The sequence below is a fragment of the Ruegeria lacuscaerulensis genome, assembly GCF_013031245.1.
In the GTDB taxonomy this organism is placed as follows: domain Bacteria; phylum Pseudomonadota; class Alphaproteobacteria; order Rhodobacterales; family Rhodobacteraceae; genus Ruegeria; species Ruegeria lacuscaerulensis_C.
Genome location: NZ_WPZL01000039.1, coordinates 1 through 26,511 on the forward strand (window position 1 = coordinate 1; position 26,511 = coordinate 26,511).

Genomic DNA, 26,511 nt, shown 5'->3' on the forward strand with positions numbered 1-26,511 from the left:
TTTGTTTCGACGTCGTGAAAGCATGAAATCAAGGGTCTTGCCGTGCTTGTCGACGGCTCGATAGAGGTAAACCCACGTGCCTTTCACTCGGATGTAAGTCTCATCCATTCTCCAGGAGCGGTCACATGGGCTTTTTCGGCGGCGCGCTGTTTCTGCAATCGCACCAGAATACCGTGTGACCCATCGGTTTAGCGTGGTGTGGTCCACTGAAACACCACGCTCGGCCATGATTTCTTCCAGATCACGATATGACACTCCGTATCGGACATAGAAAAATACTGCGAACAGGATCACTTCCCTGGGATATTGTGCGCCTTTGAAAGAGATCATGGTCCGACTTTCGACTTGAAAATACCGATAGTCATTCACCCGCTGGTGGCGCGAGCGTCAATGGCCAAAAATTTGCAACAGATCCCGCCATCTGGACTAACAAATCAACCTTTCAAACGAAGGAGGCATAGCCAAGAAAGTTTGCGGACTTCCCGTTCAAGAGTTGCCGTATCGACCAACACGGCAGGCTGTCGACCAAACCCGTTCGATCTACATGCGGCTCACAATCCAGACCGCACATGAGACCTTTTGGGGGTTGATGCCTTGAACGCCGAGATGAAGCGCCAATAGGATGACTTCGGAAAGAACCTTGCAGGTGGTCGATACCGGGCTAATCTCATCGAGAGCTGCTGCTCAATTAAAGAACCTACATGTGGGTTCGCGGCAAGTAGCAGAATGTCTATCGAGTTGTCGACAACAGCGGAGCTAATGCGACCTGCATTCGAGAGAAAAACAAGATCCTGAAGCGGTTTGGCTGCCTTGGATGGCATCGAGGTTGCCAAAATGATCCGAACGAGGCAATTTCCCTGCGCAACGACCTCCGTATTTCGGATGCTTGCCGAGATCGGAGGATAGTTGTGCCCGGTGTATCGGTGTCTTTGGTTGTAGCAATAATTGCGACACAACCGGCGCCTACACCTTCACAACCCGTCCGCCGCTTGCGCCCTACCGAAGGACCAATACCGCACATGGGGCGCGTCGAACTACGCGCGAGGTTGTCGATCCAAGGAAATAGTCTTCAATGCCGGGCTTGTGGGAATTGATAACAACCAGATCGGCGTCGGTTTCCGAAGCAAGATCGGGGATCGCCACGCCGGGTTTCCCAGAAAGAACCGCAATTTCAAGGCCAATTTCGCCTTTTGCCAACTCGTGCAAGCGCTTCTTGAGATTTTCGTTAATGTGTTCGGCGGATTTCACCGTTACGTATTCCGCTACATAAACCGGCGCATCCTCAACGACGGCGACAAGTGTCATCTTGCCCCCCTTGGCGAGCAAAATCCTTGCTGTGGCAATCATCTCTCTGACATCGACCTCGTGGTCCAACGCAACAGGGATTAAGATATGATTGTACATGCATTGGCTCCTCTTTTGATGCCGTGTTTCCGTGACCGGTTGAATTCGACGTCGGTCATGATCGGTATTTATGTCGCCGCGTGGCTGACGTCTTTGTCAGGTGAGTATATGTCCAGGATGTTCCAATGTCCGGTCGTTGGAGTCGGATTGTTGATCATTGGCACATCGAGCACGGTTGGCTTGCCACTGGCAATTGCCGCTTCCAATGCGGGCAACAGTTCGTCGGCAGCGCTGAGTCTGTGCCCTTCCGCCCCATAGGCTCGCGCAATTTCGGCGTAACCCGGCCCATTCGCGGGAGCTTCGGCTGAACCCGGAAACGTGGTCCCATAGGTCAGACCGTAATGCGCCTTTTGAAGGCCGGCGATGGTGCCGAAGGCGTTGTTGTTCATAACCAGCCAGATGATACCCAGATCAAGTTCGACTGCTGTTGCCAGCATCGACGGATTTTGACCAAAACCACCATCGCCAACCAGGCTGAGTACGACACGATCAGGTGCCGCCAGTTTTGCACCCAGCGCCCCTGGAGGGCCAAAACCCATCGTGGCAAAACCACCCGGGGTCAGGATTGAGCCCGGGGTCAGGATATCGAACTGTTGTCCGACGCCATTTTTGTTCCATCCAACGTCCGTGGTGATGATGGCATCCTCGGGCAGTGCCTTGCGGGTATCTGCCAGAATACGCTCGGGCATCATCGGAAAGGCCGACGAGGTCGCCATTTCCACGTTGCGCGCTTTGAAATCCGTCCGGAAGTCAGTGATCTTCTGTTCCAGCGCGGGGCGGTTGAAACCGTCCGGATACATCTCGCGGGCAACCCGGTTGAGGACGCGCAGCGCAGCCTTGGCATCTGCGACGACGCCGATCTCGGTGGGATAGTTCCGGCCGATCTCTTGCGGTTCGATGTCGATGTGAATCACCTTCGAGCCGGGAATGTTGAACGTATAGCCGGGATACCAGCTGGAACAATCTGCCTCTTTGAACCGTGTTCCGACGGCAAAGATGTAGTCCGCATTCAGACAGGACTGGTTGACCAGTTCGGTACCCCAAAACCCGGTCATTCCCAGCACAAGCGGATGGTCGTCCCGCAAGGCGCCCTTGCCCATCAGGGAATGTGCGACCGGCAGGCCCATTTGTTCAACAAACTCTCGCAACTCCTCGCTGGCTTGCGCCAGAAGGATGCCGCCGCCGACATAAGCGACCGGGTTTTCGGCCTTCGCCAGTGCCTCAATAATTTCCCGCGCTGTTTCATCGTCAATCGACGGTTTCTTGAGCGCGCGGGTGTTGTCGCGGATACGGTCGAAGCTATCCGAGGGGATGACCTCAGAGAAGATATCCATGGGCACGTTGACCAGCACCGGCCCGGGCTGGCCGCTTTCGGCGAGATGGAACGCCTTTTCCAGAATTTCGGCCATCAGATCCGCGCGATCTACGCGCCAGGCGCGTTTGACGAAGGGTCGATAGATCTCCCACTGGGCCGCGTCCGCGTGCAGGTTCACCTCCTGATGCGGATGCTTGCCGTAGTAATGCGAGGGAATGTCACCCGCGATCACGACCATGGGGATACAGTCCAGTGCGGCGTTGGCGACCCCGGTGGCGCAATTGGTCAGCCCCGGGGAGAGATGGGACAACACCACCGAGGCCTTGCCCGTCACGCGGGCATAAGCATCCGCCGCGTGGCTGGCGATTTGCTCATGCCGCACGGTGACAAAATCAATGGGACTTTCGGCCAAAGCGGCCAGCACCGCGATATTCGTGTGGCCACACAGGCCGAATACATGTTTGACCTCACGCCGTTCCAGGAAATCGACGATGTGTTCGGCAACGGATTTGCCTTCCAGCTTCGCTCCATCCATCACGCGACCTCCTGTCCGTAGAACTCACCGAACAGGTCCGGCTCCGAGGGGCGATCCTCGGGGATCGGACGGCTAACCCAGGTGTAGTTCATCATGTGTTTCATGGTGACGTTTTCATTGGTGATGTTGCCGCCCCAGATGCCGCAACCCAGGCTGCTGGTCATGGGCATGCCATTGGTCCAGGCACCAGCGTTGGCCTTTGATTGCGGCTGCCGCACCATCATGCGGCTGACCGGAGCCAGGCGCGCGAGCCGATCGATATGATCGTCATTGTGGCTGTAAATACCGCAGGAATGGCCCTTGCCGCCGGTCTCATAAATCTGACGAACGGTTTCGAGTGCATCATCAAACGTCTCGAAGTGATAAAGCGCCATCAGCGTGGTCAGTTTCTCCTTAGAGAACTTGTGCTGCTGTCCAATCTGCCCCTGATTTTCAACCATCAGGAACTTGCGATCTTCGGGGATCGAGAATCCGGCGACCTTGGCCGTTTGCTGCGGCGGACAAGCGATGGTCGGGAATGTGCGGGTGCCCTTTTCGTCCCACATGGCTGCTTCGAGCATTGCCTTTTCTTCTGCGGAACACAGGTACCCGCCCTCGGCCTCAAGCGCCTGGACCATATCGTCATAAATCGAGCGCTGGATAATGATATTTCCATCGGCCGAGCAGCCAGAGCCAAAGTCGGACGTCTTTGAAATGCGCGTGTTCCGGGCAGCGATATCCAGATCGGCCGTCTCATCGATGACGATGGAGGAATTGCCTGCGCCGACACCATATGCTGGGCGCCCCGAGCTGTAAGCCGCCTTGACCATCGGCTTCCCGCCCGTCGCCAGCGTCAAATCACAAATCTCCATGAGGCGCTGGGTCAGCGGAATCGACGGTTTGCGGATCGATTGAAACAAGTCTTCGGGGGCACCTGCTGCTCGACAGGCTGCACGCATGACCTCGACCATTTCAAAGGTGGTGTGAGCAGTGCGTGGATGTGGGCTGAAGATGACCGCATTCCGGGCGTTGGCGGCGGAAACACCGGTCACCGGTGGTGTCATCGCCGGGTTGGTCATCGGGATCAGAGAAGCGATCACTCCTGCGGGCTTGGCGTATTTTACCAGCCCTTTTTCTTCGTCGACTTCGACGATCCCAGTCGATGGCGTGCGTAGGACGTCACGCAGTACCATATGGATTTTGAACCGCTTTGCAGGACGCCCTTCACGGTCTCCGATGCCGCTTTCATCTACACCCTGCTGGGCCAGACGCGTGAAGGTTTTCTCGTTCCCCGCATACCAGGCGATGGCCTGAGACAGGCGGTCCAGCCTGTCCTGATCCCAATCCTCGATCTCGGCCATGGCGGCGCGGGCGCGTGCCAGCATATCTCCCGCCATGTTGCGGTCGTTTTCAGTGAGCTCTTTGCCCATGATGATCCTCTTGGTGTTTTAGAATTGCTGCATCGGGCATGCGGCGCTGAGATCGCGCGTCGCCGAATGTTCGCTTGGCGTGGCTGAGACAGCGACGCGCGTGTTCTTCATATCCCAACTCGGCAACGCGGCTTTGGTTGGGCAGTTCGATGGAATAGTCGACGGGTGGCATCCGTTCGATGATGCCGGTGAAATCGATCCAGCCTTCGCCGGGGTAAAGTCTTGCGTCGCGGGCCAGTTGGATCATGCCCTCGCGCGTGTCGGCGATGCCGGGCAGGCAGTCGGAGATATGCAGGAAGTGAAACAGGTCCGAGGGGACGTGTAGCAACTCTCCCAAATCCACGCGGCTGAGATGCAGATAAAGCGTATCAACCAGAATACCGCCATTCGGCTGATCGGAGGCGCGGACAATGTCAAGCGCCTCATCCAGAGTACGAAGGCGGGAAAAGCTTGGGAACTCCAGGTCCACTGTTAGCCCGTAGGGCGCCGCCAGTTCGCAGGTTTCCGAATAGACGTCGATCAGGAAGTCACGATCATCGCGGGTGTTGGTCCACGCGCTCATGATCATGCGCTTGGCACCCAGCTGACCGCCTATTTCCAAGGAGGGTTCAAAACTGCGCGGGTCGACATCTTCGGTGATGCGCGCAAGCTCGACATCGAGGATTTTCAAGCCGGTCGTGGAAAGAGCGGTTTTGGTGGCCTGCACTTGCGCCTTGTCGATTGGGGATTGAGTGAATTCACCGGACACATGCATCGGAATGAACCGGGGGCTGACGGCATCGTAACCGGCCCGTGCAGCGATGTAGACCAGCTCGGGCGGCGTGCAGCCAATCAGCGTCAGATGCGCCAAGGAATAGAGTGGTTCATCGGTGTGGTTATGCAATGATGCCATATACTGCACTTTCCGACTCAGATGTTGCATGTCTTGCCGTATGATCTAACAAATATCTGATATTATGTAAATCATCAATTGTATGTCGTTTGCGTGCCGTGATCTCGGCCAATTAGCCAACTACCTCGCAATTGAACGGCTTTCCCTCAGTGGTTGCAGGGCTGATTCAGAAATATGCTGCTCCGTTCACGCCAAGCATTCGTTCTGACCATAGGCGCTCCAACTGAAATCGAACTGCTGCAACCTTCCTGATTGCATGCACAAAGGAATTTTGGCGGTGTCAACCTCGCCGACATCTGTGGATCCGGGATCGACCAGCACCGAGCCCACGACAAAACCTCGGCCGTCACCTCGGCACAGATCCATCGCGTAAGGTCATAGAGATGGAGGCCCTTTTAGGCAAAGAGGCCACCGGAGGTCTTGATTAACGCCGGTGTTGGCGACTGTGCAGTACGGGGTACGATGTTCAGTGTCTTGGGGTTTCCGATTTCGCCTGCGGAAACAGTAGATTAATGGCGGCGTATTGCAGGTCGAAACGCCGGTTGAAAGCCATGTCCACGCTGTCGTCACGTTCTTCCACCTCGGCTGCGATAGCCCCAGGGGTGGCAGATCGAAGGCAAGCATCTTCTCGCAGTAAACAAGCCCGAATGTACGAACCAGTCACATCGCCATGAGACGCTGTCGAAAAGGCGACAGCTACCCTGTCGGCGTAGCGATCAACACCCTCATCGAAGGAGGCGAAGGAATTCGCGTTTTCTAGGTCGGCTAGCCAGGCGGCGACCGCATGATCAACGTCGCAGACATCGACACGCCGTTCCCGGGAGTTCCGACCGTATTATTCGGCGGGATGATAGCCGATTGCCCCCGCGCCACAATCAGCCTGACATCAGACCTTAAACCAGGCCCCACCCTTTTCGTTCGACCTTACAGCCGCTTCTATGAATCGTACACCTGCCGCGCCATCGCACACCTCGGGCATTTCAATCCATCCATAGGGCAGGTCGCGTCCATCTCGGCGCGCAGCCACCGCCATGGCAAATTCCGTGTAGAGGTTGGCCCAGGCTTCAATAATCCCTTCGGGGAAGCCGCGCGCGGTACGGATCAGACGTTCCGCGCCGGGGCCGATGCCATGCCCGTGACCTCGGCTGATGAAACGATCCGGCTCACCGAACCGATTGAACTTCAGCTGTTCCGAATTCTCCAAGTCCCACTCGAGACCTCCTTCGTTCCCGAATATCCGCAACCGCAACCCACCCCGATTTCCGGGGGCAAGGCGTGTCGCCATCAGGGTTCCCGGAACCTCGTTTTGATAGCGTGTGAACATGAATGCTGTGTCTTCCAAAGGCTTTGGCGCGCCGCAGACATGAAACTCGGCCCGTAGGTCGGTCAAGGGCAGGCCCGAGACAAAACTGGCGAGATGCGCGGCATGGGTGCCGATATCGCCGACACAACTGGTCGGGCCAGAAATCTTTGGGTCCAGCCGCCACTTTACATGAGGCGCATCGGCCACATCTTCGGGCGTCATCCAATCTTGCATAAACTCAACATGTATTTGGTTGATTTTTCCGATAGCTCCGTCGGCCACGATTTGTTTGGCCTGCCGGATTACTGGAAAACACGACATCGCATAGCCGACGGCAAAGACTTGTCCCGTACGCGCGGTTACCGCCTCAAGCCCCTCGGCCTCGGCGACTTCATTGGTCAGGGGCTTGTCGCACAGCACGTCAATGCCTGCCTCCAGAAACGCTTTGGCCGCGTCGAAATGGACGTGGTTCGGGGTGGTGATCATCACGGCATCCACGCCATCCGGGCGCGCCGCCTCGGCCTGCGCCATCTCCTCGAACGACGCATAGCACCTGTCTGCTGGCAGGAACCACTCGACCCCACGCGCCTTGCTGCGCGCAGCGTCAGAACTGAGCGCGCCTGCGGTGACCTCCCACCGGTCGGTCATCCGCGCGGCCGTTGCTTGCGTGACAGAGATACGTCCACCGCCAACAACGCCCAACCTCAAACGGCGAGACAAGCGAGGGAAAGGACCATCAAAGTTCAGGTTTTCGGGTAAAAGTCTCTCAGCCATTCTGAACCTCCATTTCCGGGGCCCGTACGCCTTCTGGCAGCATTTCCACCGCCATGAAGATGCTGGGGGTAATCGTCTCGTATTGATGCCAGGGATAGTTGCCTTCGGCGTCATACATCGGCTTGTGCGTCGTGCCGGGGGCCATGAATTCTTCGAGGTAAAGGGTTTCAACATCCCGTTCGCGGCATTGCTGCATTTTGCCAAAGCCTACGATTTGCGTATGCACTTCGCGAAACCCCGGTACCGGGCAGAACGGATGATCTTTGTGCAATCCGACATTCAATGGAACCGAACCGGAATGGTACATGGTCAGTCCAACATTACCCACGAAGACCTTTGGCGACATATAGTGGCTGACACCGCGCAGACGCTCCTCTTGGCGCACATCAAAAGCAGATGGCCACGTATTTTTGACCCATGCGAACAGCTCGTTGTCATCGTCATGGGCGTCGAAACCGTGGACAATGACTGCACGTTCCACGTCGCTAAGCGTGCTGTCTTGCACAATCACGGAGGAAAGCGGTGCAACGGCCTGATCCTCGACCGAGAGTTCCAGTCCCCCGAGGTTAAGAACAATGGCGCGACCCTCGACAGATATTCTGTCTTCATCGGTGATGTGCTGGACACGAAAGAATGGCTGGGCAAAGTCGAGTGTCTCAATTGGCATGGACCAGCTCCTTCCTCTCATCGTTCAGGAAATCGACCGGCAGAGGCTCCGGAGCCACGCTACGGCTTTCTATCGTCTGATAGGCGCCGAATTTCGGCGCTCGTTCAATCGCGTCCATGACCTCGAAAACGTGGTAGGCAAGCGCTCCACTTGCACGGGGTTGGCGTCCTTCTTGTGCCGCCAGGGCCAGATCCAAAAGGCCGAGCCCGCGGCTGTCCTCATTGAACCCGTGTTTGTTTTCGACCACCTGCCAGTCTTCGCGACCGGTAGGACGAGGCTGATGAGACCAGCGCGAGGTCTCCCGCGTTTTCAGCCAGACATCCCCCTGAAAGATGTTGGCTCCGTGAACCGGGTCAGGGTCAAGGATGCTGATGGTTCCGTTTTCACCATAGATCTCGAACCGTGGGGTTTCGCTGTCCCAAATGTCGAAGCTCATGGTCATCGACCCTATAGCTCCGGATGAGAACTGAAGCAGGCTAAGGGAGTGCGTGTCGACCTCGACATCCATCCATTCGCCGTTGCGAGGGCCATTTTCGATCATCCTTTTGTCGAACGTGCGCCGAGCCATTCCGGCGACCCGGTCAATTTGCCCAAGGCAAAAAATCATGGCGGTCAGGTAATAGGGGCCAAGATCCAGCAAGGGCCCGCCACCGGCCTGGTAGTAGAAATCCGGGTTGGGATGGTGGCGCTCCGTCCCGTGGGTCCCGACATGGGCAAAAACCCCTGTTGGTTTCCCGATAGCGCCTTCATCGATCAAGCGCCGAACGGTTTGCCAACGACCGCCCAGAAACGTGTCGGGTGCGCAACCGACCAGTAGCCCCTTTTCAGTGGCAGTATGCAGGATCGCTTTTCCATTCGATCGGTTCATGACCAGTGGCTTTTCGGAATATACGTGCTTGCCCGCCTCTAACGCACGCAGGCTGATTTCGGTATGCGCCGCCGGAATTGTCAGGTTCAGAACGCAGTCAATCGTCGGATCGTCAAACACCTCATCTGGCGTGCAGGCTTTGACGATGCCATATTGATCCGCCCTGGCGCGGCTTTCCGAAGGATCGAGGCTTGCACAAGCCGCAACCTCGACGTTCGAAAATTTTGATAGTGTTTTTAGATAGATATCGCTGATACGACCACAGCCGATAAGGCCGACCCGGAAGGATTTCGATGTCTCACGTGTCATCATTCCTGTCTTCGTAGAGGGGTAAGTAATTCGGGGGCATCGGCCCTTTGTTCCGACCACCTTGGTTCATCTGCTCCCAAGCGTGGGCAAGTATTCCAACCGAGCGGGACAAGCAAAACAGCCCCCGCGACAAGGGCGCAGGAAAGCCAAGCTCGCAGAAGATCACAGCTGTCGCGCCATCGATATTCATGGCAATCGGCCGACCGCCGCGTTGACGGCCGAGTTCGGCCTGAATCTCTTCTCCGATATCGGCAAACCGGCCAGAAACTGTGCCTTCTGCCGCCGCATCACGAACAAGTTGCATCAATCGTGGTGCGCGTGGGTCGACGGGCTTGTGAAACCTGTGACCAAAGCCCGATACGATCTTGCCGTAGGTCTCGCGCCAGCTGTCCAAGCCATCCCGAACAGCGTCATTCAGCGAAGCTCCCGCATCCATGCGGACCGCGATATCATAGTACAGCTCTGCGCACTGCTCTCCTGCCCCACCATGCACGTCGCCCAGCATGTTCACCGCAGTCGCCATCGCATTATTGAGACCTACTCCGCAGGTGGCGGCCATACGCGCGGCCGCGATCGAGGGGGCCTGCGGGCCGTGATCCACGCCTGCGACCAAAGCGGCCTCGAACAGGCGCGCTTGCGCGTCGCTGGGCAAATCGCCCCGCACCATCAGCCAGATCATCTGCGGGAAAGATACGTTCCCGATCAGGTCCTCAATGGCGTTGCCGCGAAACGCGATTTGTCCGGGTTTCATGTCGATGATGGAGGTGCGCCACCATTGGCGGATCGCATCCGTGTCTTCGTTCATCAAGCCTGTCTTTCCTGTAGATGGTGCATTTGCGCTGCCAGACGGATGGGTGCATTGCGCGCACCGTATCCTTGGTATCCGCCCTTCCGCTGGACGATTTCGAAAAAGAACCCGCGAAAAATCGGGGCGCTGTAGATTTGAAAATACTCCGCGCCGCCGGCACGATCGTAAAGAATGTGCCCGGCGCGAAGCTGGTCGATCAGATCGGAATCCAGCGGAAAGGTTACAGCCAGATTATCATAGTAATTGCCCGGCATCTCCAACCGCTGGAACCCCGCAGCGCGCAGATGTGCAGAGGTCTCGAAAATATCGTCAGTCAGAAACGCGATATGCTGCACGCCCGCACCAATCTGGTCGGCCAGAAACGCTCCGGCAAAAGTGCGCCGTTCACCTGCCCCGTTGAGGTTGAACCGTACTTCGCCTTCGGGACTGGCCAGCGCCTGACTGAGGATGACACCCGAAGGGTCCGCCACATCGACAACTGGCGCCTTCTCCATCTCGAATGTCGATGTGTAGTAGGTCAGCCAGCTTTGCATTTCCTGATAGCGCATGGTCTGGGCTATATGGTCGATCCGTCGCAAACCCGCAGGCGGGATCGCTTCGGTCTTGGGCACGGCATCGAACTCTATGTCCCAGACCCGGTGCAGATCGGATTTTTCGTCTATGAAGTGCACGACGCTACCGCCGACCCCCTTGATCGCTGGAATGTCTAATTCACCGGTTCCGACCGGCTGCGAAAATTCGGGCGCGCCTAGACGGGTGGCGCGTGCGACTGTCTGGGCCGCATCACTAACGCGGAGGCCCATGTCGCAGACCGTGGGCCCGTGTTCGGCAAAGGCATCTGCAGCAAAGCCTGTTACCTCAGCGTTGATGACCAGATTGATCGCACCTTGACGCCACAACTCGACCGATTTCGAAACGTGCTGATGCTCCTTGCGAAAGCAAAGGCTGCCAAGCATTTCGGTCAGTGTAGCGTGGGAACCGGCATCGGTTGCGAATTCCACAAATTCGATCCCTTTGGGATAGACCGGAGGTGGCAGGTTAGGCAGAGGTGGTACTAGCGACGGCTCGCTTTGTGCGGCTCTGTCCAAGAGCGAAACCAGTGCCCGGAACCCGTCGCGAGCATAGGTTTTGCGGCTGCCCTGTGCAGTATCGCTGACCCGGGCCAGCGACCAAGGCCCGTCATATCCCGACCGGGCGATCACCCGCACAAACCCATCTAGGTTCAGGCCGCCTTGCCCCGGCAACCGACCAAAATGGCTTTTTAGGCGCGAAATGTCAAAATTCAGTATCGGCGCGTCGGATAGTTGAACATGAAATAACCGCTGCCCGGGAATATCGCGTAAACGTGCGGGCCGCGAACCGTCCGCCAACGAGAAGAAAGAGTTGAGCGCCAGCCCCAGATGCGGGGAATCGACCGCATCCACCAACCGCAAAGCTTCTGCCTCGCTTTTGACATGCTGCGCCCAAGGCAGCGCGAGCAACGCGGCTCGGCAACCTGCCTGTCCGGCCCTTTCGGCCAGAGCAGTAAGATCGGCGCAAATTGCATCGACATCACCGCTGGCACTCGGGTGTGTCGACGTGCCGACCAAAAGTGTCTTGGCACCTAGCGCGCTCATCAGGTCTAGTTTTTGATCCAGCCGAGCGAAGGCAAGTTCGCGGGCGGAGCCGGTAAGCCCTTCGAAATCGTGAAATGGCTGGAAAACCTCGACAGCTAGACCGAGAGCTTTGGCCCGCCTGCCAATTTCGGTGACATTGGCGGCTGAACCGGTGAGATCAGGCTCGTATAGCTCAATCCCACTAAAACCGGTCCTGGCGATCTCTTCAAGTTTTTGAAAGAGATCGCCAGGAACTGATGTCGTGGCGACGCAAAGCCGCATTAGCCCTGATACCCTAGGAGTCTCGGCAGCCAGAGGATAATGTCGGGCATTAGCATCATCGCAATTAGTGCTATAATCAACACTGCCAAGAAGGCCCAGACCTCGGAAATGATCTCGCGCAGCGGAATATCTGTCACGGCGTTGATCACGAAGAGCAGGATGCCATAGGGTGGCGTGATCAACCCGATCATCGAGTTCACCACTACCAGCACACCGAAGTGCACAAGGTCGATACCCAACGCTTCACACGTAGGGATGAACAGCGGAACGATCACGAGGATAATCGTGGTCGCATCCAGCACACACCCCAGAACCAGGATCAGGATATTCACGAGGACCAAGAACAGAATCGGATGAACATCGGCCCCTTCCAGCAGGGCCGAGATCGACTGTGGAATCTGTTCCTGTATCACGATGAAATTCAGGATAAACGCGCCGCCAATAACAATTCCGACTGCGGCCGATGAACGCGCGCTTTCGACGAAGACTTGATACAGCTTGCCCAGCGAGATTGCTCGGTAGAACATCGCCGCCAACGATAACGCATAGAAAGCGGCCACGGCAGCGGCTTCCGTCGGGGTCGTGACCCCACCGTAAATCCCGTAAAGCAGGATCGCCGGCATCAGCAGCGCCGGAAACGCGTTGGCCGTTTTCGCTGGCAGTACTCTTAGTGGCACCGGCTCTTCCAGCGCGAAGTTGCGCTTTTTCGCCAGATAAGTGTTCATTGCCATCAGAACCGCACCCATGATCAGCCCCGGCAGGATCCCGGCCAGGAATAGGGAGCCGATCGACGCCTTGGAGACCAGCGCATAAAGAACCATCGGAATCGACGGCGGAATGATTGGTCCAATTGTGGCTGAGGCTGCGGTGATCGCGGCGGCGTATCCGCGTGGATAGCGATCGCCCTTGGTCATCATTTCGATGATGATCTTGCCAATCCCCGCCGCATCGGCGACCGCCGACCCGGACATGCCGGAAAAGATTAGCGAGGCAACCACGTTGACGTGCCCAAGACCGCCTTTGAACCGTCCGACGGCCGCCACGCAAAAGTTCAACAGGCGGTCGGTGATCGAGCCCGCATTCATGATGTTGGCGGCAACGATAAACAAAGGCACGGCAAGCAGGATCGTACTTTTGTAAAAGCCCTGCAGGATTTTTTCACCTGCCAGCGCTACGTCCAGTCCGGCGACCGCAAGATAGGCGACCGAAGCGAGCAGGATCGAGTAACCGATCGGCGTGCCTATCCCCGCAAGCAGAAACAGGGTTACCAACAAAGAGAGAAGCTCGATGCTCATTTTTCTTTTCCTTCAGAAGAGTTGGCTTCTTCCTCGTGCATCGCTTCAACCACAATTTCGAGCTCGGTCTTGGGCGGGCCGTTTTTCGAAATGTCGAAGAACATCCAGGCATAGCGCGCGGCCACAGCCACGATGAACACTGCATAGATCGAGAAGACATCTCGCATCGGAATTTTGTTGCCGGTGAACGGGTTTTTTACTGTTGTAGTCTTCCGGATCTTCATCCAGTCGATGTAGTCCCAAGTCGGTAACAGCGTATAGAGCATACCGATTACCAGAGCTGCGGCCGAAATTAGCGCGAAAATCGTTCGCGTGCGTCGGCTCACCGACAGATAGATGATGTCAAAGCGGACGTGGTCTGCCTCGCGCACCGTGAAGGCGCAGGCGAAAAAGATCACCCAGACCCACAGAATTCCGATCAGTTCCAGCGTCCACCCAGCCGGGGTGAAAAAATACCGTAGAACGATCTGCAACAGAAAAATTCCGAAGATTGCCGCCAGCATACTGGCGGCAATCGCTTCTGTTATTCGGGAGAACCCCTTGATTAGTGCTTTCATGACATCCTCCCTGTCTTAGCAGTCCTTAGGATCAGTTGCCGAGGGCGTTGATCTTTTCCAGAACGCCTTCGGGCCAGGAAGCAGCAAATTCGCTTTCAAGGTACATAGACTGAACCTGGTCCCGGAACGCGGCGAGATCGGGCTCATAGACGGCCAGACCCTGCTCTTCTAGAAAAGCAACCAGTTCCTCCTCTTTCTTGAGCTGGCCCTGACGACCGGCTTCCGCTGCCGCGTCTGCGGCTTCTTGGACCTTCGCCTGCTGCTCAGGCGTCATGCCGTCCCACACACCTTTTCCGATCGCGATATAGTTGAGGTCCACCAAATGCGAAGTCAGGACGATTTGTCCCGTGACTTCATAAAACTTGGCGTCCACAACGGTTGGAAGCGGGTTGTCCTGCCCATCGACGGCACCAGTCGAAAGCGCGGTGTAGACTTCCGAAAAGGACATCGGCGTCGGAGCAGCGCCCAGGGCTTTGCCCAGGAATTGCCATGCGTCGGTGCCCGGCATGCGCAGGTTCACTCCGGCCAGATCGGCAGGGGTATTTACAGTCAGTTCATCCTTGGTTTGGCGCAGATTCACTTGACGACGGCCCAGATACATGACCGACAACAGCTTGACGCCCAGATCGTTCTCGACGACTTCCTTGAACGGTTCCATCAGCGGGTCATTGAAGACCGCAACCTGGTGTGCGGCGTCCTGGTGGACGTAACCGGCGGTGAATATCGAGAACTCAGGGAAAAATTGAGCCAGTTCCTGCGCCGAGGTGATCGACATCTCAAGGTTACCGCGGCTGATCGCGTCAATTTCGGTACCCTGTGCAAAGATCGTGCCGTTGTAGCTCGGCTGGTAATCCACGAAATCTGCGACCATGGGAGCAAAGACCTCGGCCATGGCGACCGAGCGCTGGTCGGTCTCGGAACCGGATGTCGCCATCCGCAGGGTAATCTTGTCGTCGGCAAGGGCTGGCGCCACCCCAATGGCAGCAAGACCGACCGCAGTCAGAGTAACAAGCGCCGTGCGCCGGGTGAATTTTGTGATCATGATTATCCTCCCTCTGATAAACCCGTGGGTATTTGGTTTCAAACATACCGCAGATTTTTTTAATTTAGCAAGATAAAAATGGAAATACCAGATATTTTAATCAATCAGCGACCTCCAGCGGCGAAGTCTCCGCCGTTTCGGCGCAATTTACAGCAACTTCAATGCCCGTTTCGGCCGAAGACGCGATCGCCTCGACAACTTCAAGTGATCGTAGCCCCTGCAATCCTGACACCAACGGCTCCTCACGGCCTCGAATAACATCCGCGAAGTGGTTCATCTGTGTGACAAGCGGATCTTCGGATTCACATGTTAACGATGTAGCCGAGATCGGCGCCCACCAATCCGGCTCCGCCTCATGTCGCCATAACCTGAGATCGGGCAATGACAATCCGCCCTTGGACCCTCCGATCAGATAGCAGCTTTCGTTCGCAGCCGGATAGGCCGGATTTTCTCTGGACGTCAGCTCCCAGCTCCAGGGTGACACAATGCTGTCGGAAACCGAGATAGTCGCCACCGCGCCGCTTTCGAATGTCAAGATGGCTGAGGCGAGATCCTCGTTTTCGAACCCGCGCGCCGATGGTACCGAAATCGCCCGAACCGAGCTGACATCGCCACAGAAATGGCGCAGAAGATCAACATCGTGCACAAGGTTGACAGAAATCGGTCCGGCGCCTTTTTTCGTCCGCCACGGAGCTGTTTCGAAATAGTAGTCCGGCTTGTAGAACCAGCAGGTCGCCTGCACCGCACGTATATCGCCTATTGCACCCGCAACAATTGCTGCTTTGGCAGCCTTGACCATACCGTTGTGGCGCCGGTGATGCCCCACCAGTAATGGCAGACCCGCTTTATCGGCAGCTTTTGTCAGAATATCTGCTTCCACAGCCGTCACGGCGATCGGCTTTTCGATCAGGACAGAAGAGCCGTGTGCATAGCAGTTCAGAGCCTGCTCAGTGTGCATCGGCGTCGGCGTTGCCAGAACAATACCGTCTGGTTTGGCCGCCGCGAACAGTTCATCCAGCGAGGCAAACACGTCTGCTCCCATCTCCGTCGCTGCTCGGCGGCATTTTTCGTCCGGATCAACGACGGCTGAAAGCCTCAGGCCCGGAGACCGCCGCAAGACCTCGGCATGCCGGCGGCCGATCAACCCAAAACCAACGACGGCGATGTTTGTGATGTCTGACATAAGCTGATTCTTTCGATTTCCGGGTTATGATCGCAACCTTATCAACTTCCATGTGATGTTTTCAATATCATATGATGTTTCTACTAATTGATGAATTTGGATGATGTTGCGAATAGACATACATATGCTATTCTACATGATGAATATGGATAAATCGGGTGAAACGCATGGCAAAACAGCCGTCTACTATAGGTGCAAGCACCTATCAGCACATTAAGCGGGATATTATCTTCGGAGAGCTGAAACCCGGTTCCAAACTGAAGCTGGATGCTTTGAAGATACGCTATTCCGCTAGTCTTTCGACACTGCGTGAAACCCTTAACCGACTTGCCAGCGACGGATTTGTCGAAGCGCCAGAGCAGCGGGGATTCCTGGTTACGCCAGTTTCTCGTGACGACCTGACCGAGGTATCAGAGCTACGGGTTTTGCTGGAATGCCACGCACTGGAATTGTCTATCAAGAACGGTGACACGGATTGGGAAGGAAACCTCGTCGCTGCGCATCACAAGTTGCACCGAATGGAGCAACTAATGTTAAGTGGAGACGAAAGCCAAAAAGAGAATTGGAAACGATACGACTGGGAATTTCACAAAGCGCTGATACAGGCATGTGGATCAAAAAACCTGTTATCGCTTCATGCGGTAATTTTCGACAAATATTTGCGTTATCAGATGCTTGTACTGACCTATCGGGGAGCGGAAGCAGTTGAAGAGCACAAGCTTATGTTTCAGGCGGCTCTAGACCGGGACCATGAACGCGCGGCGGAGATCCTAAAGGGGCATATTGAGAAAGGTCTTGAGCACACACTCGCAGCACTTTAACTGGATGGGTTTTTTTTGCGAAGTTTCTTGCTGACCGAAGAGGTCACGTGGATCTGTCGCAAACTTTTGCCGGCATGTTGCACCTTCGCGCGGTTTGATCCAACTCGTGCTTGGTCTGTAACGCTATTTGGGAATGTCCGGTGATCGACTTCAAAGGTGCACACTACCCAAAATCTGTGATCCTGTTCGCGGTTGTCACTGTGCCTTTAATTTCTGGACGCAGATACATTCTGGGATTTTTGCCTCGACTTTGTGCCCATAATTCTCGGATACCCACAGGCCACCGACATGCGATCACACATACACACTGAGTTTGATTTACTGGGTCATTTCCCCTGTTCACGTCTGTCTGACACGCAACTTATCCCCAGAATACACGGTCTTGGAATTAAGGGCACAGTCCGGCAATTAGTGACACAGTCCAGAAATTAAAGGCACAATCCAGAACTGATTTTGCTCAACTTTTTAAAGCCAGCGTCCAGCAATTAAAGGCACAGTGACACCTGAACAAAATACGCTGGCAACAGATGCCGCCAGCGCATTCCGCGTCACTGGGTTATTATTTCCGGTCCCATGAACGTGTTGGGGAGGAATGTAGACAGGAACGGAACATAGGTGACGATGATCAGAAAAACGAACAGCACGGCCAGGAATGGCAGGGCTGCCTTGACCACGCTCATCATCGGCATCCCGGCAACGCCCGAGGTGACGAAGAGGTTCAGGCCCACCGGCGGCGTAATCATGCCGATCTCCATATTGACTACCATGATGATGCCCAGATGGATCGGGTCGATGCCCAGCTCGATGGCTATGGGAAAGACCAATGGTGCCACGATGACCAAGAGGCCCGAGGGTTCCATGAACTGACCACCGATCAGCAGGATGATGTTGACGACCACCAGGAACATCACCGGCCCAAAGCCTGCCGACAGCATCGCATTCGCGACCTGCTGCGGGATTTGCTCATCCGTCAGCACATGTTTAAGTATCAGCGCGTTGGCGATCACAAACAGCAGTGTGATCGTCAGTTTGCCGGCATCAAACAAGGTCTTTTGAGTGTCCGGGTGCACAATCGCAGTGACAATCGCCCAAGGCTTGCTCCTAAGGGGAATGCGCGGGCCCGCAGGCGCGTCCTCGATCACCGCAGCGGCGGACAGGCTACGGGTTTTAGGAGCGGCCAGTGGCCCCATGTCTTTGTAGACAAAGGTGGCGATGAAGAAGGCATAGACGGCGGCCACAGCGGCGGCTTCGGTAGGCGTGAAGATGCCGCCATAGATACCACCCAGAATGATCACGATTAGGAACAGACCCCAACCTGCCTCGCGGCCCGACTGGAATACTTCGCCCCAGCCTTTCCATTCGCCCTTGGGAAGGTTCTTGATCTTGGCAATCACATAGATCGTGACCATCAGCATCAGACCGGCCAACAGCCCCGGAATGACACCTGCAAGGAACATCCGGCCCACCGACACCTCGACTGAGGCGGCATAGACCACCATCACAATGGAGGGTGGGATGAGAATGCCCAGCGTACCGGCGTTACAAATCACGCCGGCGGCGAATTCCTTGGAATATCCGACCTGCCGCATACCGGCGATCACAATTGTACCGATGGCAACCACCGTGGCAGGCGACGACCCTGACAGCGCGGCAAACAGCATACATGCAAATACACCAGCAATGGCAAGACCGCCCGGGAAATGGCCAACACATGCAATGGAAAAACGGATGATCCGCCGCGCCACGCCGCCGGTCGTCATGAAGGACGAAGCAAGAATGAAGAACGGGATCGCCAGCAGGGTAAAGTGGCCTTCAAATGCGGCAAACAGGGTTTGCGCGACTGAGGCCAGCGAACTGTCGGAAAACCACAGCAGGAATAGAATTGAAGACATCCCAAGCGAGATCGCAATCGGGACACCGATCATCAGGAACCCGATGACCATGGCAAAGAGAAGGACGGTTTCCATTATTTCGCCTCCGCGTTCTGGGCTTCAATTTCGGCCAGTTCTTCTTCAACCTCGTGGCTGGCCACGAGCCGATCCGTCTTTCCGTTCAGGATGCTGAATGTCGCCTGAACAAACCGCAGCAACAGCAAGGCCATCGAGATTGGCAGCACGATGTAAGGCAGAAAACGCGGGATTTTTTCGTAGGCTTCGCCTTCGTTAAAGGTGCCTGCCATCCAGGCAAGGATACCGGGCATCGGGATGTCATTGGTCTCGTACCAGCCCTTTTCGCGATAATCCTGCTCGAACCCGAGCGGGAACCAGCGCCCTTCGGTGGCGGGCAGGTTGGCGAAGTTGGCCCAGTAATCCCAAGATCCCTTCAGCATAAGAAGTGAGAAGGCGACACAAACGGCGGCAGCGGTCAAAGCCAGCCATTTCCGGGCGTCTCCGTGCACCATGTTCACCACCAGATCGACCCCCAGATGCGCGTGTTTTTTCACCGCATAGGACGACCCCAGCAGAACCAGCCAGGCGAACAGGAAGACCGTCATCTCCAACGCCCAAAGGATATTTGAGTTAAAGACATATCTGGCGACGACGTTGGCAAATGTCAGTGCCGTCATCAGACCCAGAATACCGGCGATCAAAACCTCTTCGATCCGGTCCATGAACGAGTGATTGTTGGTCATAGCCTACCCTCCCAACAGCCGTTTTCAGGAAAACAGCAGGCAGGATTGTCCTGCCCGCCGATGGTGTGGCTCAAAAGCCCGAGTTGATCTGGACCGCCGCGTCGAGAGAGTCCTGACCGATATCGCCCGAGAACTGCTCCCATACCGGCTGCATGGCAGTGACCCACTCCAGGCGTTCGTCATCCGACAGGGTGCGAATGGTGCCGCCCGCATCCAGGATCGCCTGACGGTTCTTTTGATTGACCTCATAGGATTCCGAGTTCCGGGTGGCTGTCACCTCGTCCAGTATGGTCAGAAATTGCTCGCGCACCTCCGGGTCCAGACTGTCCAGCCAGTCGACCGAGGTCACCACCAGGTAGTCGATGATGCCGTGATTGGTCTCGGTGATACCGTCCTGTACCTCGAAGAATTTCTTGCCGTAGATGTTGGACCAGACGTTTTCCTGCCCGTCCACGACACCTTGCTGCAGCGCGCCGTAGACTTCGGAAAAGGCCATTTTCTGTGGGCTACCTCCGATGGCTTCCATCTGCGCCACCAGCACGTCCGATGACATGACCCGGAATTTCAACCCACCCGCATCGGCTGGCGTAACCAGCGGAACATTGGCCGACATCTGTTTCATGCCGTTGTGCCAGAAGGTCAGCCCCTGAAGGCCGCGACGCTGCATCGAATCCAGCAGGGCTTGCCCGGCGTCCGAGGTCTGGAAGGCATCGACCGCCCCGATGTTCTTGAACAGGAACGGCAGGTCGAAGATGCGGAATTTCTTGGTGAACTTCTCGAACTTCGACAGTGACGGCGCGGCCAGTTGTACGTCGCCCTGCAGCATCGCCTCGAGTACCTTGTCATCATTATAGAGGGTCGAGTTCGGAAAAACTTCCATACAGGCTTTTCCGTCCATCTCATCGTTGATGCGCTGTTCCAGCAACGACGCTGCGATGCCCTTTGGATGCTTGTCGGTATTGGTAACATGGCTGAACTTGATGACGACTTCGCCCGGATCACAGGCGGCAAATGCGGAACCTGCACCAGTAACGAGCGCAACAACCAGACTTGATGTCTTCCAGATATTCATAGCTTCCTCCCTTTCAGTCAGGCCGAGTTGACCTGAATAAATATGCTGATCGAGATTACATGCTTGAGCGGTGATGATTTTTCGGAAGAATTGATCAGTAAATCCGATCAATATTATCGAAAAGGTCGGCTATATTGAATAACCAATCGTTTTAGCGGAGCGCACAGGTATGTTTCTGGATTTCGAGGAACTGACTTTGAATGTCGGCGAGCAGAAGATTTTTGTGCGCCACGGTGGCGACCCCGGCAATCCGGGCCTTTTGCTGTTGCACGGCTATCCGCAGACATCAGCCATGTGGCATGCGGTTGCCCCGCAACTCACAGATCAGTTTCATGTCATCTGCGCCGACCTGCGCGGATATGGCCGCTCGTCCAAACCCGCGTCAGATGACCTGCATATGCCCTATTCGAAACGCGAAATGGCAAAAGACATGGTCTCGGTCATGTCTCAGAAGGGGCACAAGACCTTTCTGGTTGGCGCCCATGATCGCGGTGCGCGCGTCACGCATCGAATGGCTCTGGATCATCCGCAGAATGTCCAGGCGATGGTCCTGTTGGACATCGCGCCGACGCGTGAAATGTATCGCGATGCCTCGAAGGAGTTTGCCACTGCCTATTGGCACTGGTTCTTTCTGATTCAGAAGCACCCCATCCCGGAACAGATCATTGGCAATGATCCCGCGCAGTTCTGGAAATTGAAATGCTTCAATCAGGCTGAGGGTGAAAACCCCTTTATCGCCGCGGCGCTCGATGAATATATCGCCGCCTTCAGCACACCCGAGGCCCTGCACGCCTCGTGCGAGGACTACCGTGCCGCTGCGACCATCGACATCGAACATGACGATCAGGACGACGGGCGGAAGGTAGAACAACCTCTGATGGTCCTATGGGCCAAGCGTGGAGTGATCGAGACCTGCTTTGATGCGATGGCGCTGTGGCAGGAGCGAGCGGACCGGGTCGAGGGCGAGGCCGTCGATGCCACGCACTACATGGCCGAAGAGATTCCAGAGGAAATAGCAAGCCGAATGCTCGCATTTTTCCTGCGCCAGATCGAACAGAAGGATGCTGCCGAATGAGCAGGACGCTTTACGACAAACTGGTGGACGCACATAAGGTCTGCGATCTGCCTGACGGCGACATGCTGATCTATGTCGATTTCCACATCATGAACGAATACACCAGCCCGCAGGCCTTTTCCGGGCTGGATCAGAAAGGTCTTTCCGTTTGGCGGCCCGAGGCCCATTTGTCGGTGGTCGACCACGTGAATGCCACACGGCAGCGCGATCCGCATGATGCGGCCTCTAAGTTGCTGATCGATAATCTGGAAGCCAATTGCAAAAAGCACAACATCGCCTTCTACGGCCTGGGCGACCGCCGCCAAGGGATTGAGCATGTTGTTGTCCCGGAACAGGGGCTTGTCGCACCAGGGATGCTAATTGCCTGCGGTGACAGTCATACCACCACCTATGGGGCCTTTGGGGCGCTGGGGTTTGGCATCGGTACGTCCGAGGTCGAACATGTGCTGGCGACGCAAACCCTGCGCTATAAGCGGCTGAAGACCATGCTGGTCAAAATTGATGGCGATCTTGCCCCCGGTGTGACCGCCAAGGACATCATCATGAAGGTCGTTCAGGTGGTCGGTGCGGGCGGTGCCAATGGCTATGCCGTCGAGTTTTCCGGCTCGGCTATCCGCGCGCAGGAAATGTCCGGGCGGATGACAATCTGCAACATGGCGGTCGAGTTGGGCGGACGGGCCGCCCTGATCGGGGCTGACCAAAAGGCGCTTGAGACAATCAAGGGGCGCGCGCATAGCGGTACGCTGGATTTTGGCGGGCAGGACTGGAACTCGGACGCGGGCGCGGAGTATGACACGGTGTTCGAGATCGACGCCGCCGACATTGCCCCGCTTGTCAGTTGGGGCACCAGCCCGGATCAGTCGGTTCCCGTCGACAGCTCAGTCCCCGCCGAGACCGAGGGCATGACGCCCAAGGAACGCGAGGCGCTGAACCGGGCGCTGGACTACATGGACCTGCAGGCGGGTCAGGCGGTAACCGATATCGAGATCGACAGCGCCTTTATCGGCTCGTGCACCAACAGCCGTATCGAGGATTTGCGCGCCGCAGCCACAATCCTGAAAGGCAAGAAGGTCGCCGGATCGGTGAACGCCATCGTCGTGCCCGGCTCGACCTATACCCGCCTACAGGCCGAGGCTGAGGGGATCGACCGGGTGTTTATCGAGGCAGGCTTTGACTGGCGCCCCGAAAGCGGCTGTTCGATGTGCCTTGCGATGAATGACGATATCGCCATGGATGGCGAACGGATTGCGTCCTCAACCAACCGCAATTTCGAAGGTCGGCAAGGCCGCGGTGCACGCACCCATCTGATGAGCCCGGAGATGGTGGCCGCCGCCGCCATTCATGGCCGTATCGCGGATGTCCGCGAATTTTTGAGCGAAGGAGCGGAATAAGATGCCTAAAACTGTTCATGGGCTCGCCGCCGCCCTGCCGCTTGCCAACGTTGATACCGATGTGATCATGCCCAAACGCTTTCTGATCACGATCACGCGCGAAGGGCTGGCGGATGGCACATTCGCCGATCTGCGGTTTCACGACGATGATACACCGCGCTCGGAATTCGTGCTGAACACGCACCCGTGGCATGAGGCCAGAATATTGGTTGTTGGCGACAATTTCGGATGCGGGTCCAGCCGGGAACACGCGGTCTGGGGACTGGTTCAACTGGGCATTCAGGGCATCATCGGCACCAGCTTTGCGGGCATTTTCTACGACAATGCGCGCAAGAACGGCCTTGCTTTGCCCATCGTCAGTCCCGAGGTCCGGGATCAGCTGATGCAGGCAGCGACGCATGAGGATGGTGTCAGCTATACGATTGATATCGAAAACCGGGTCATCAGAATGGGCGAGGCAGAGCTGCCGTTTGATATGGACGACGCGACACAGACCGCCCATCTTGAGGGGCGGGACGACACCCTGAATTCGCTGGAATTCGCGGACGCGATCCGCAAATTTGAAAGCAGGTTGGGTGAACGGCAACGGGTGCGTGTCATACAGTAGTTAGGACAGTTTGACTTGGAACTTCGCCAACTTCAGTGCTTTGTGGCCGTCGCCGAAGAGTTGCATTTTCGAAAGGCGGGCGAACGCCTCGGCCTCAGTCAACCGGCCCTGTCCGACCGTATTTCCGCGCTGGAACACGAGTTGGGCTTTGCCTTGTTCTTTCGGACAACCCGACAGGTCAGCCTGACACAGGCGGGATCCGAATTCCTGCGCGACGCCAAGCGGATTCTGGCGGACATCGACAGATCCGTTTCCAAGGCCCGGCACACAGCAGACAGTGGGCTGAAGACCTTGCGCGTCAGCGGCGTTGATGAGGCGATCTCAATGCTGCTGCCGCCCGCGCTGATGGAGTTCCGCAAACGGCAACCTTCGGTGCATGTGGAAATTCTTGAAATTTCATCTTCGGACTACCATACGCAAGAGCTTGCAAATCACCGCACCGACATCGCTTTTGTCCGCAAGCCTCCTGAGGACGAGTTTCTGCAAGCTGACCTTTTGTACCAGCAGGGCGCTGTTGTGGTTTTGCCATCCGCATCGGAACTTGCAGGCCGGGAATCGCTGTCAGCGTCGGATATCCGGGATCATCCGATTATCGGTTTTCCCAAACACGCGCGCCCGATCCTTCACGACCTGCTCTGGAACAGCTATCGCGCCTTTGGATGGCAACCGAACATCGCCTGCGAAGTCATCGACAAATCCACCATGTTGCAGCTGGTGGCGCACGGGGTTGGCATCGGGCTGGTGCCGGCCTGGATCCGCGCTCTGGCGCCTGCGCACTTAAGTTGCATCCCGTACCAAACGGACGACCAACGCATCGAACTCTACGTTGCGCGACGGGCGGCGGGGAACTCGAGAGTGGTGGATGAGTTTGTGGACGTGGTCAAAGACGTCTCCTCGGGCCTGCACCCCGTCGGGGCGGGTCAGTGGGATCTGTTGCAAACTTTTGACCCTTGACCTTCATCGCGTTAGCGCCTGTGTGGCGAACGGCATTATCCAGTTGAAGGTTGGTCTATGATTTCTTTCAAGGGTGCGCAGTATCCGAAGGATGTGATCCTGTTCGCGGTCTTTTTTTATGTCCGCTACGGTGTTTCCTACCGGGATCTGGAAGAAATCATGGCCGAACGCGGCGTATCGGTCGATCACACCACGCTGAACCGATGGGTCACACGGTATTCCGGCGCGATTGCAGAAACAGCGCGCCGCCGCAAACGACCATGCGACCGCTCCTGGAGAATGGACGAAACGAAACTCTGAGTAATTGAGCGGCAGCTCTCTTGGCTGGTGCATGATTGCACCGAAACAGCGAAAGGAGAGCAAGATGGAACAGTGTTTTGTTGGATTAGACGTTTCGAAAGCCGAAACGTCGATATGTATCTGCGACGGGAATGGTGGCTCTGTATTTGCGGTTAAGAAAGTCACTGACCCGGATGTCATTTACCGGGCGTTGCGCGAATACGTTGATACCATCCGCTGCGTCGTGCTCGAAACCGGACGAATGGCGAACTGGCTTTACACTGAGCTGTCGGATCGGGGTCTGCCGGTGGTTTGCATTGACGCGCGGCAGGCGCATGCTGTTCTCAGTCAGATGCACAACAAGACCGATGCCAATGATGCCGCCATGTTGGCCGAGCTGGCGCGGACGGGGTTCTACAGGAAGGTCGAGGTCAAGGGCAGGATCGCTCAGGAGCGGCGGGCGTTGTTGAAGGCCCGGGAGGTGGCTTTGAAGTCCCGTGTGAATGTTGAAAATACCATCCGAGGATTGCTGGCCAGTTTCGGGCTTCGGTTACCGAAGCATCTTCAAACCTACGAAGAACGGATCCACGCGATCCTGAAAGACCGACCGGTCTTGTCCAGTGTCATCCTGCCTTTGCTCGACTTGCGGACAGCGGCCCTGCGGCAAGCGGCGGCGCTGAGCAAAGAGATGATGCGCCACGCAAAAGACGATGAAGCCTGCCAACGACTGATGACGATCCCGGGTGTTGGTCCCGTGAGTGCCGTGACCTTTGTCGCGACCATCGACGATCCAAGCCGATTTGCAAAATCAAGATCGGTCGGGGCTTATCTCGGCCTGACATCCCGGCGATATCAGTCGGGGGATATTGACCATGGCGGCAGAATATCGAAGCGCGGCGATCCCATGCTGCGCTCGACACTAAACGAGGCCGCGAGCAGTCTGCTGAACCGCGTGAAACCAGGCAATGGATTGGAATTACAGAGATGGGCCCGGTCTCTCAAAGCCCGCACCAGCCACAAGAAAGCTGTTGTCGCCCTGGCACGAAAACTTGCGGTCCTGATGCACGCCATCTGGACAAACGGATCAACCTTTCAAACGAAGGAGACATAGCCAAGAAAGTAGCAGACCAACCGTTCACGAGTTGCCGTATCGACCAACACGGCAGGCTGTCGACCGAACCCGTTCGATCTACATGCGGCTCACAATCCAGACCGCGCATGAAACCTTTGGGGGTTGATGCCTTGAACGCCGAGATGAAGCGCCAATGGGATGACTTCGGAAAGAACCTTGCAGGTGGTCGATACTGGACTAATCTCAACGAGAGCTGCTGCTCAATTAAAGAACTTATATCAAAGTTAAAGGCGCTTGGGTCTATCTCTATCGGGCTGTGGACAAACACGGAAAGACGCTTGATTTCATGCTTTCACGACGTCGAAACAAG

At 56.4% G+C, this 26,511-nt stretch carries 23 protein-coding genes and 2 pseudogenes; 8 read left to right on the forward strand and 17 right to left on the reverse strand.

The genetic code is table 11. From position 1 onward, the window contains the following. The 14 genes from GOX66_RS22775 to GOX66_RS22840 all read right to left on the reverse strand — a co-directional run. A partial coding sequence (locus GOX66_RS22775; protein WP_170765781.1) for an IS6 family transposase occupies positions 1-330 on the reverse strand: 330 nt, incomplete at its 3' end. A gap of 666 nt (positions 331-996) precedes the next feature. Beyond that, positions 997-1,404 carry a universal stress protein gene (locus GOX66_RS22780; RefSeq protein ID WP_170765784.1) on the reverse strand — a complete coding sequence of 136 codons (408 nt, stop codon included), beginning with the start codon at positions 1,402-1,404 and terminating at the stop codon, positions 997-999. 68 nt (positions 1,405-1,472) lie between these two features. Beyond that, on the reverse strand, positions 1,473-3,254 hold the full coding sequence (locus GOX66_RS22785) for a thiamine pyrophosphate-binding protein (RefSeq protein ID WP_170765786.1): 1,782 nt from the start codon (positions 3,252-3,254) through the stop codon (positions 1,473-1,475). Then, positions 3,254-4,663 (reverse strand): aldehyde dehydrogenase family protein, encoded by a 1,410-nt coding sequence (locus GOX66_RS22790; RefSeq protein ID WP_170765788.1) that lies wholly within the window; start codon positions 4,661-4,663, stop codon positions 3,254-3,256. The genes GOX66_RS22785 and GOX66_RS22790 overlap by 1 nt, the downstream gene beginning before the upstream one ends. Next, positions 4,644-5,555 (reverse strand): sugar phosphate isomerase/epimerase family protein, encoded by a 912-nt coding sequence (locus GOX66_RS22795; protein ID WP_170765790.1) that lies wholly within the window; start codon positions 5,553-5,555, stop codon positions 4,644-4,646. The genes GOX66_RS22790 and GOX66_RS22795 overlap by 20 nt, the downstream gene beginning before the upstream one ends. A gap of 886 nt (positions 5,556-6,441) precedes the next feature. Then, positions 6,442-7,632: a Gfo/Idh/MocA family protein gene (locus GOX66_RS22800; protein ID WP_170765792.1), complete on the reverse strand. Its 1,191-nt coding sequence runs from the start codon at positions 7,630-7,632 to the stop codon at positions 6,442-6,444. Beyond that, the gene (locus GOX66_RS22805) at positions 7,625-8,299 is read right to left on the reverse strand and encodes a hypothetical protein (protein ID WP_170765794.1); all 675 of its coding nucleotides are present in this window, start codon (positions 8,297-8,299) and stop codon (positions 7,625-7,627) included. The genes GOX66_RS22800 and GOX66_RS22805 overlap by 8 nt, the downstream gene beginning before the upstream one ends. Continuing rightward, complete coding sequence (locus tag GOX66_RS22810) at positions 8,289-9,479, reverse strand: Gfo/Idh/MocA family protein (protein ID WP_170765796.1); 1,191 nt, start codon at positions 9,477-9,479, stop codon at positions 8,289-8,291. The genes GOX66_RS22805 and GOX66_RS22810 overlap by 11 nt, the downstream gene beginning before the upstream one ends. Continuing rightward, positions 9,466-10,281, reverse strand: a complete 816-nt coding sequence (locus tag GOX66_RS22815; protein WP_170765798.1) for a citryl-CoA lyase — start codon at positions 10,279-10,281, stop codon at positions 9,466-9,468. The genes GOX66_RS22810 and GOX66_RS22815 overlap by 14 nt, the downstream gene beginning before the upstream one ends. Further along, positions 10,281-12,161, reverse strand: coding sequence for a bifunctional sugar phosphate isomerase/epimerase/4-hydroxyphenylpyruvate dioxygenase family protein (locus tag GOX66_RS22820; protein ID WP_170765800.1), 1,881 nt, complete (start codon positions 12,159-12,161; stop codon positions 10,281-10,283). The genes GOX66_RS22815 and GOX66_RS22820 overlap by 1 nt, the downstream gene beginning before the upstream one ends. Continuing rightward, positions 12,161-13,456, reverse strand: coding sequence for a TRAP transporter large permease (locus GOX66_RS22825; protein WP_170765802.1), 1,296 nt, complete (start codon positions 13,454-13,456; stop codon positions 12,161-12,163). The genes GOX66_RS22820 and GOX66_RS22825 overlap by 1 nt, the downstream gene beginning before the upstream one ends. Further along, positions 13,453-14,013, reverse strand: coding sequence for a TRAP transporter small permease (locus GOX66_RS22830; protein WP_170765803.1), 561 nt, complete (start codon positions 14,011-14,013; stop codon positions 13,453-13,455). The genes GOX66_RS22825 and GOX66_RS22830 overlap by 4 nt, the downstream gene beginning before the upstream one ends. Before the next feature lie 31 nt (positions 14,014-14,044). Next, complete coding sequence (dctP, locus tag GOX66_RS22835) at positions 14,045-15,055, reverse strand: TRAP transporter substrate-binding protein DctP (protein ID WP_170765804.1); 1,011 nt, start codon at positions 15,053-15,055, stop codon at positions 14,045-14,047. Positions 15,056-15,155: 100 nt separating this feature from the next. Further along, positions 15,156-16,238, reverse strand: coding sequence for a Gfo/Idh/MocA family protein (locus GOX66_RS22840; RefSeq protein WP_170765805.1), 1,083 nt, complete (start codon positions 16,236-16,238; stop codon positions 15,156-15,158). 167 nt (positions 16,239-16,405) lie between these two features. Between GOX66_RS22840 and GOX66_RS22845 the strand changes: the two genes are divergently transcribed. After that, a complete protein-coding gene (locus GOX66_RS22845; protein WP_170765806.1) occupies positions 16,406-17,059 on the forward strand; it encodes a GntR family transcriptional regulator in 654 nt (217 codons plus the stop codon). A gap of 548 nt (positions 17,060-17,607) precedes the next feature. On the opposite strand, the gene GOX66_RS22850 is transcribed toward GOX66_RS22845, so the two are convergent. From GOX66_RS22850 to GOX66_RS22860, 3 genes are all read right to left on the reverse strand, one after another. Next, entirely contained in the window at positions 17,608-19,026 is a 1,419-nt protein-coding gene (locus GOX66_RS22850) for a TRAP transporter large permease (RefSeq protein ID WP_170765807.1), read from the reverse strand. Further along, positions 19,026-19,691, reverse strand: a complete 666-nt coding sequence (locus tag GOX66_RS22855; RefSeq protein ID WP_170765808.1) for a TRAP transporter small permease — start codon at positions 19,689-19,691, stop codon at positions 19,026-19,028. The genes GOX66_RS22850 and GOX66_RS22855 overlap by 1 nt, the downstream gene beginning before the upstream one ends. A 70-nt stretch (positions 19,692-19,761) precedes the next feature. After that, a complete protein-coding gene (locus GOX66_RS22860) occupies positions 19,762-20,763 on the reverse strand; it encodes a DctP family TRAP transporter solute-binding subunit (RefSeq protein ID WP_170765809.1) in 1,002 nt (333 codons plus the stop codon). 169 nt (positions 20,764-20,932) lie between these two features. Here GOX66_RS22860 and GOX66_RS22865 point away from each other — a divergent pair, with 169 nt between their 5' ends. The 7 genes and pseudogenes from GOX66_RS22865 to GOX66_RS22895 form a co-directional block, all read left to right on the forward strand. Next, on the forward strand, positions 20,933-21,838 hold the full coding sequence (locus GOX66_RS22865; RefSeq protein ID WP_170765811.1) for an alpha/beta fold hydrolase: 906 nt from the start codon (positions 20,933-20,935) through the stop codon (positions 21,836-21,838). After that, positions 21,835-23,229, forward strand: coding sequence for a 3-isopropylmalate dehydratase large subunit (gene leuC / locus GOX66_RS22870; RefSeq protein ID WP_170765813.1), 1,395 nt, complete (start codon positions 21,835-21,837; stop codon positions 23,227-23,229). The genes GOX66_RS22865 and leuC overlap by 4 nt, the downstream gene beginning before the upstream one ends. 1 nt (position 23,230) lies before the next feature. Next, entirely contained in the window at positions 23,231-23,836 is a 606-nt protein-coding gene (gene leuD / locus GOX66_RS22875) for a 3-isopropylmalate dehydratase small subunit (RefSeq protein ID WP_170765815.1), read from the forward strand. A gap of 15 nt (positions 23,837-23,851) precedes the next feature. Further along, a complete protein-coding gene (locus tag GOX66_RS22880) occupies positions 23,852-24,790 on the forward strand; it encodes a LysR family transcriptional regulator (RefSeq protein WP_170765817.1) in 939 nt (312 codons plus the stop codon). A gap of 57 nt (positions 24,791-24,847) precedes the next feature. Continuing rightward, positions 24,848-25,081, forward strand: a pseudogene (locus GOX66_RS22885) (IS6 family transposase); the annotation flags it as partial. 73 nt (positions 25,082-25,154) lie between these two features. After that, the gene (locus GOX66_RS22890) at positions 25,155-26,180 is read left to right on the forward strand and encodes an IS110 family RNA-guided transposase (protein ID WP_170765819.1); all 1,026 of its coding nucleotides are present in this window, start codon (positions 25,155-25,157) and stop codon (positions 26,178-26,180) included. A 232-nt stretch (positions 26,181-26,412) separates the two neighbouring features. After that, a pseudogene (locus tag GOX66_RS22895) lies at positions 26,413-26,511 on the forward strand (DDE-type integrase/transposase/recombinase); the annotation flags it as partial.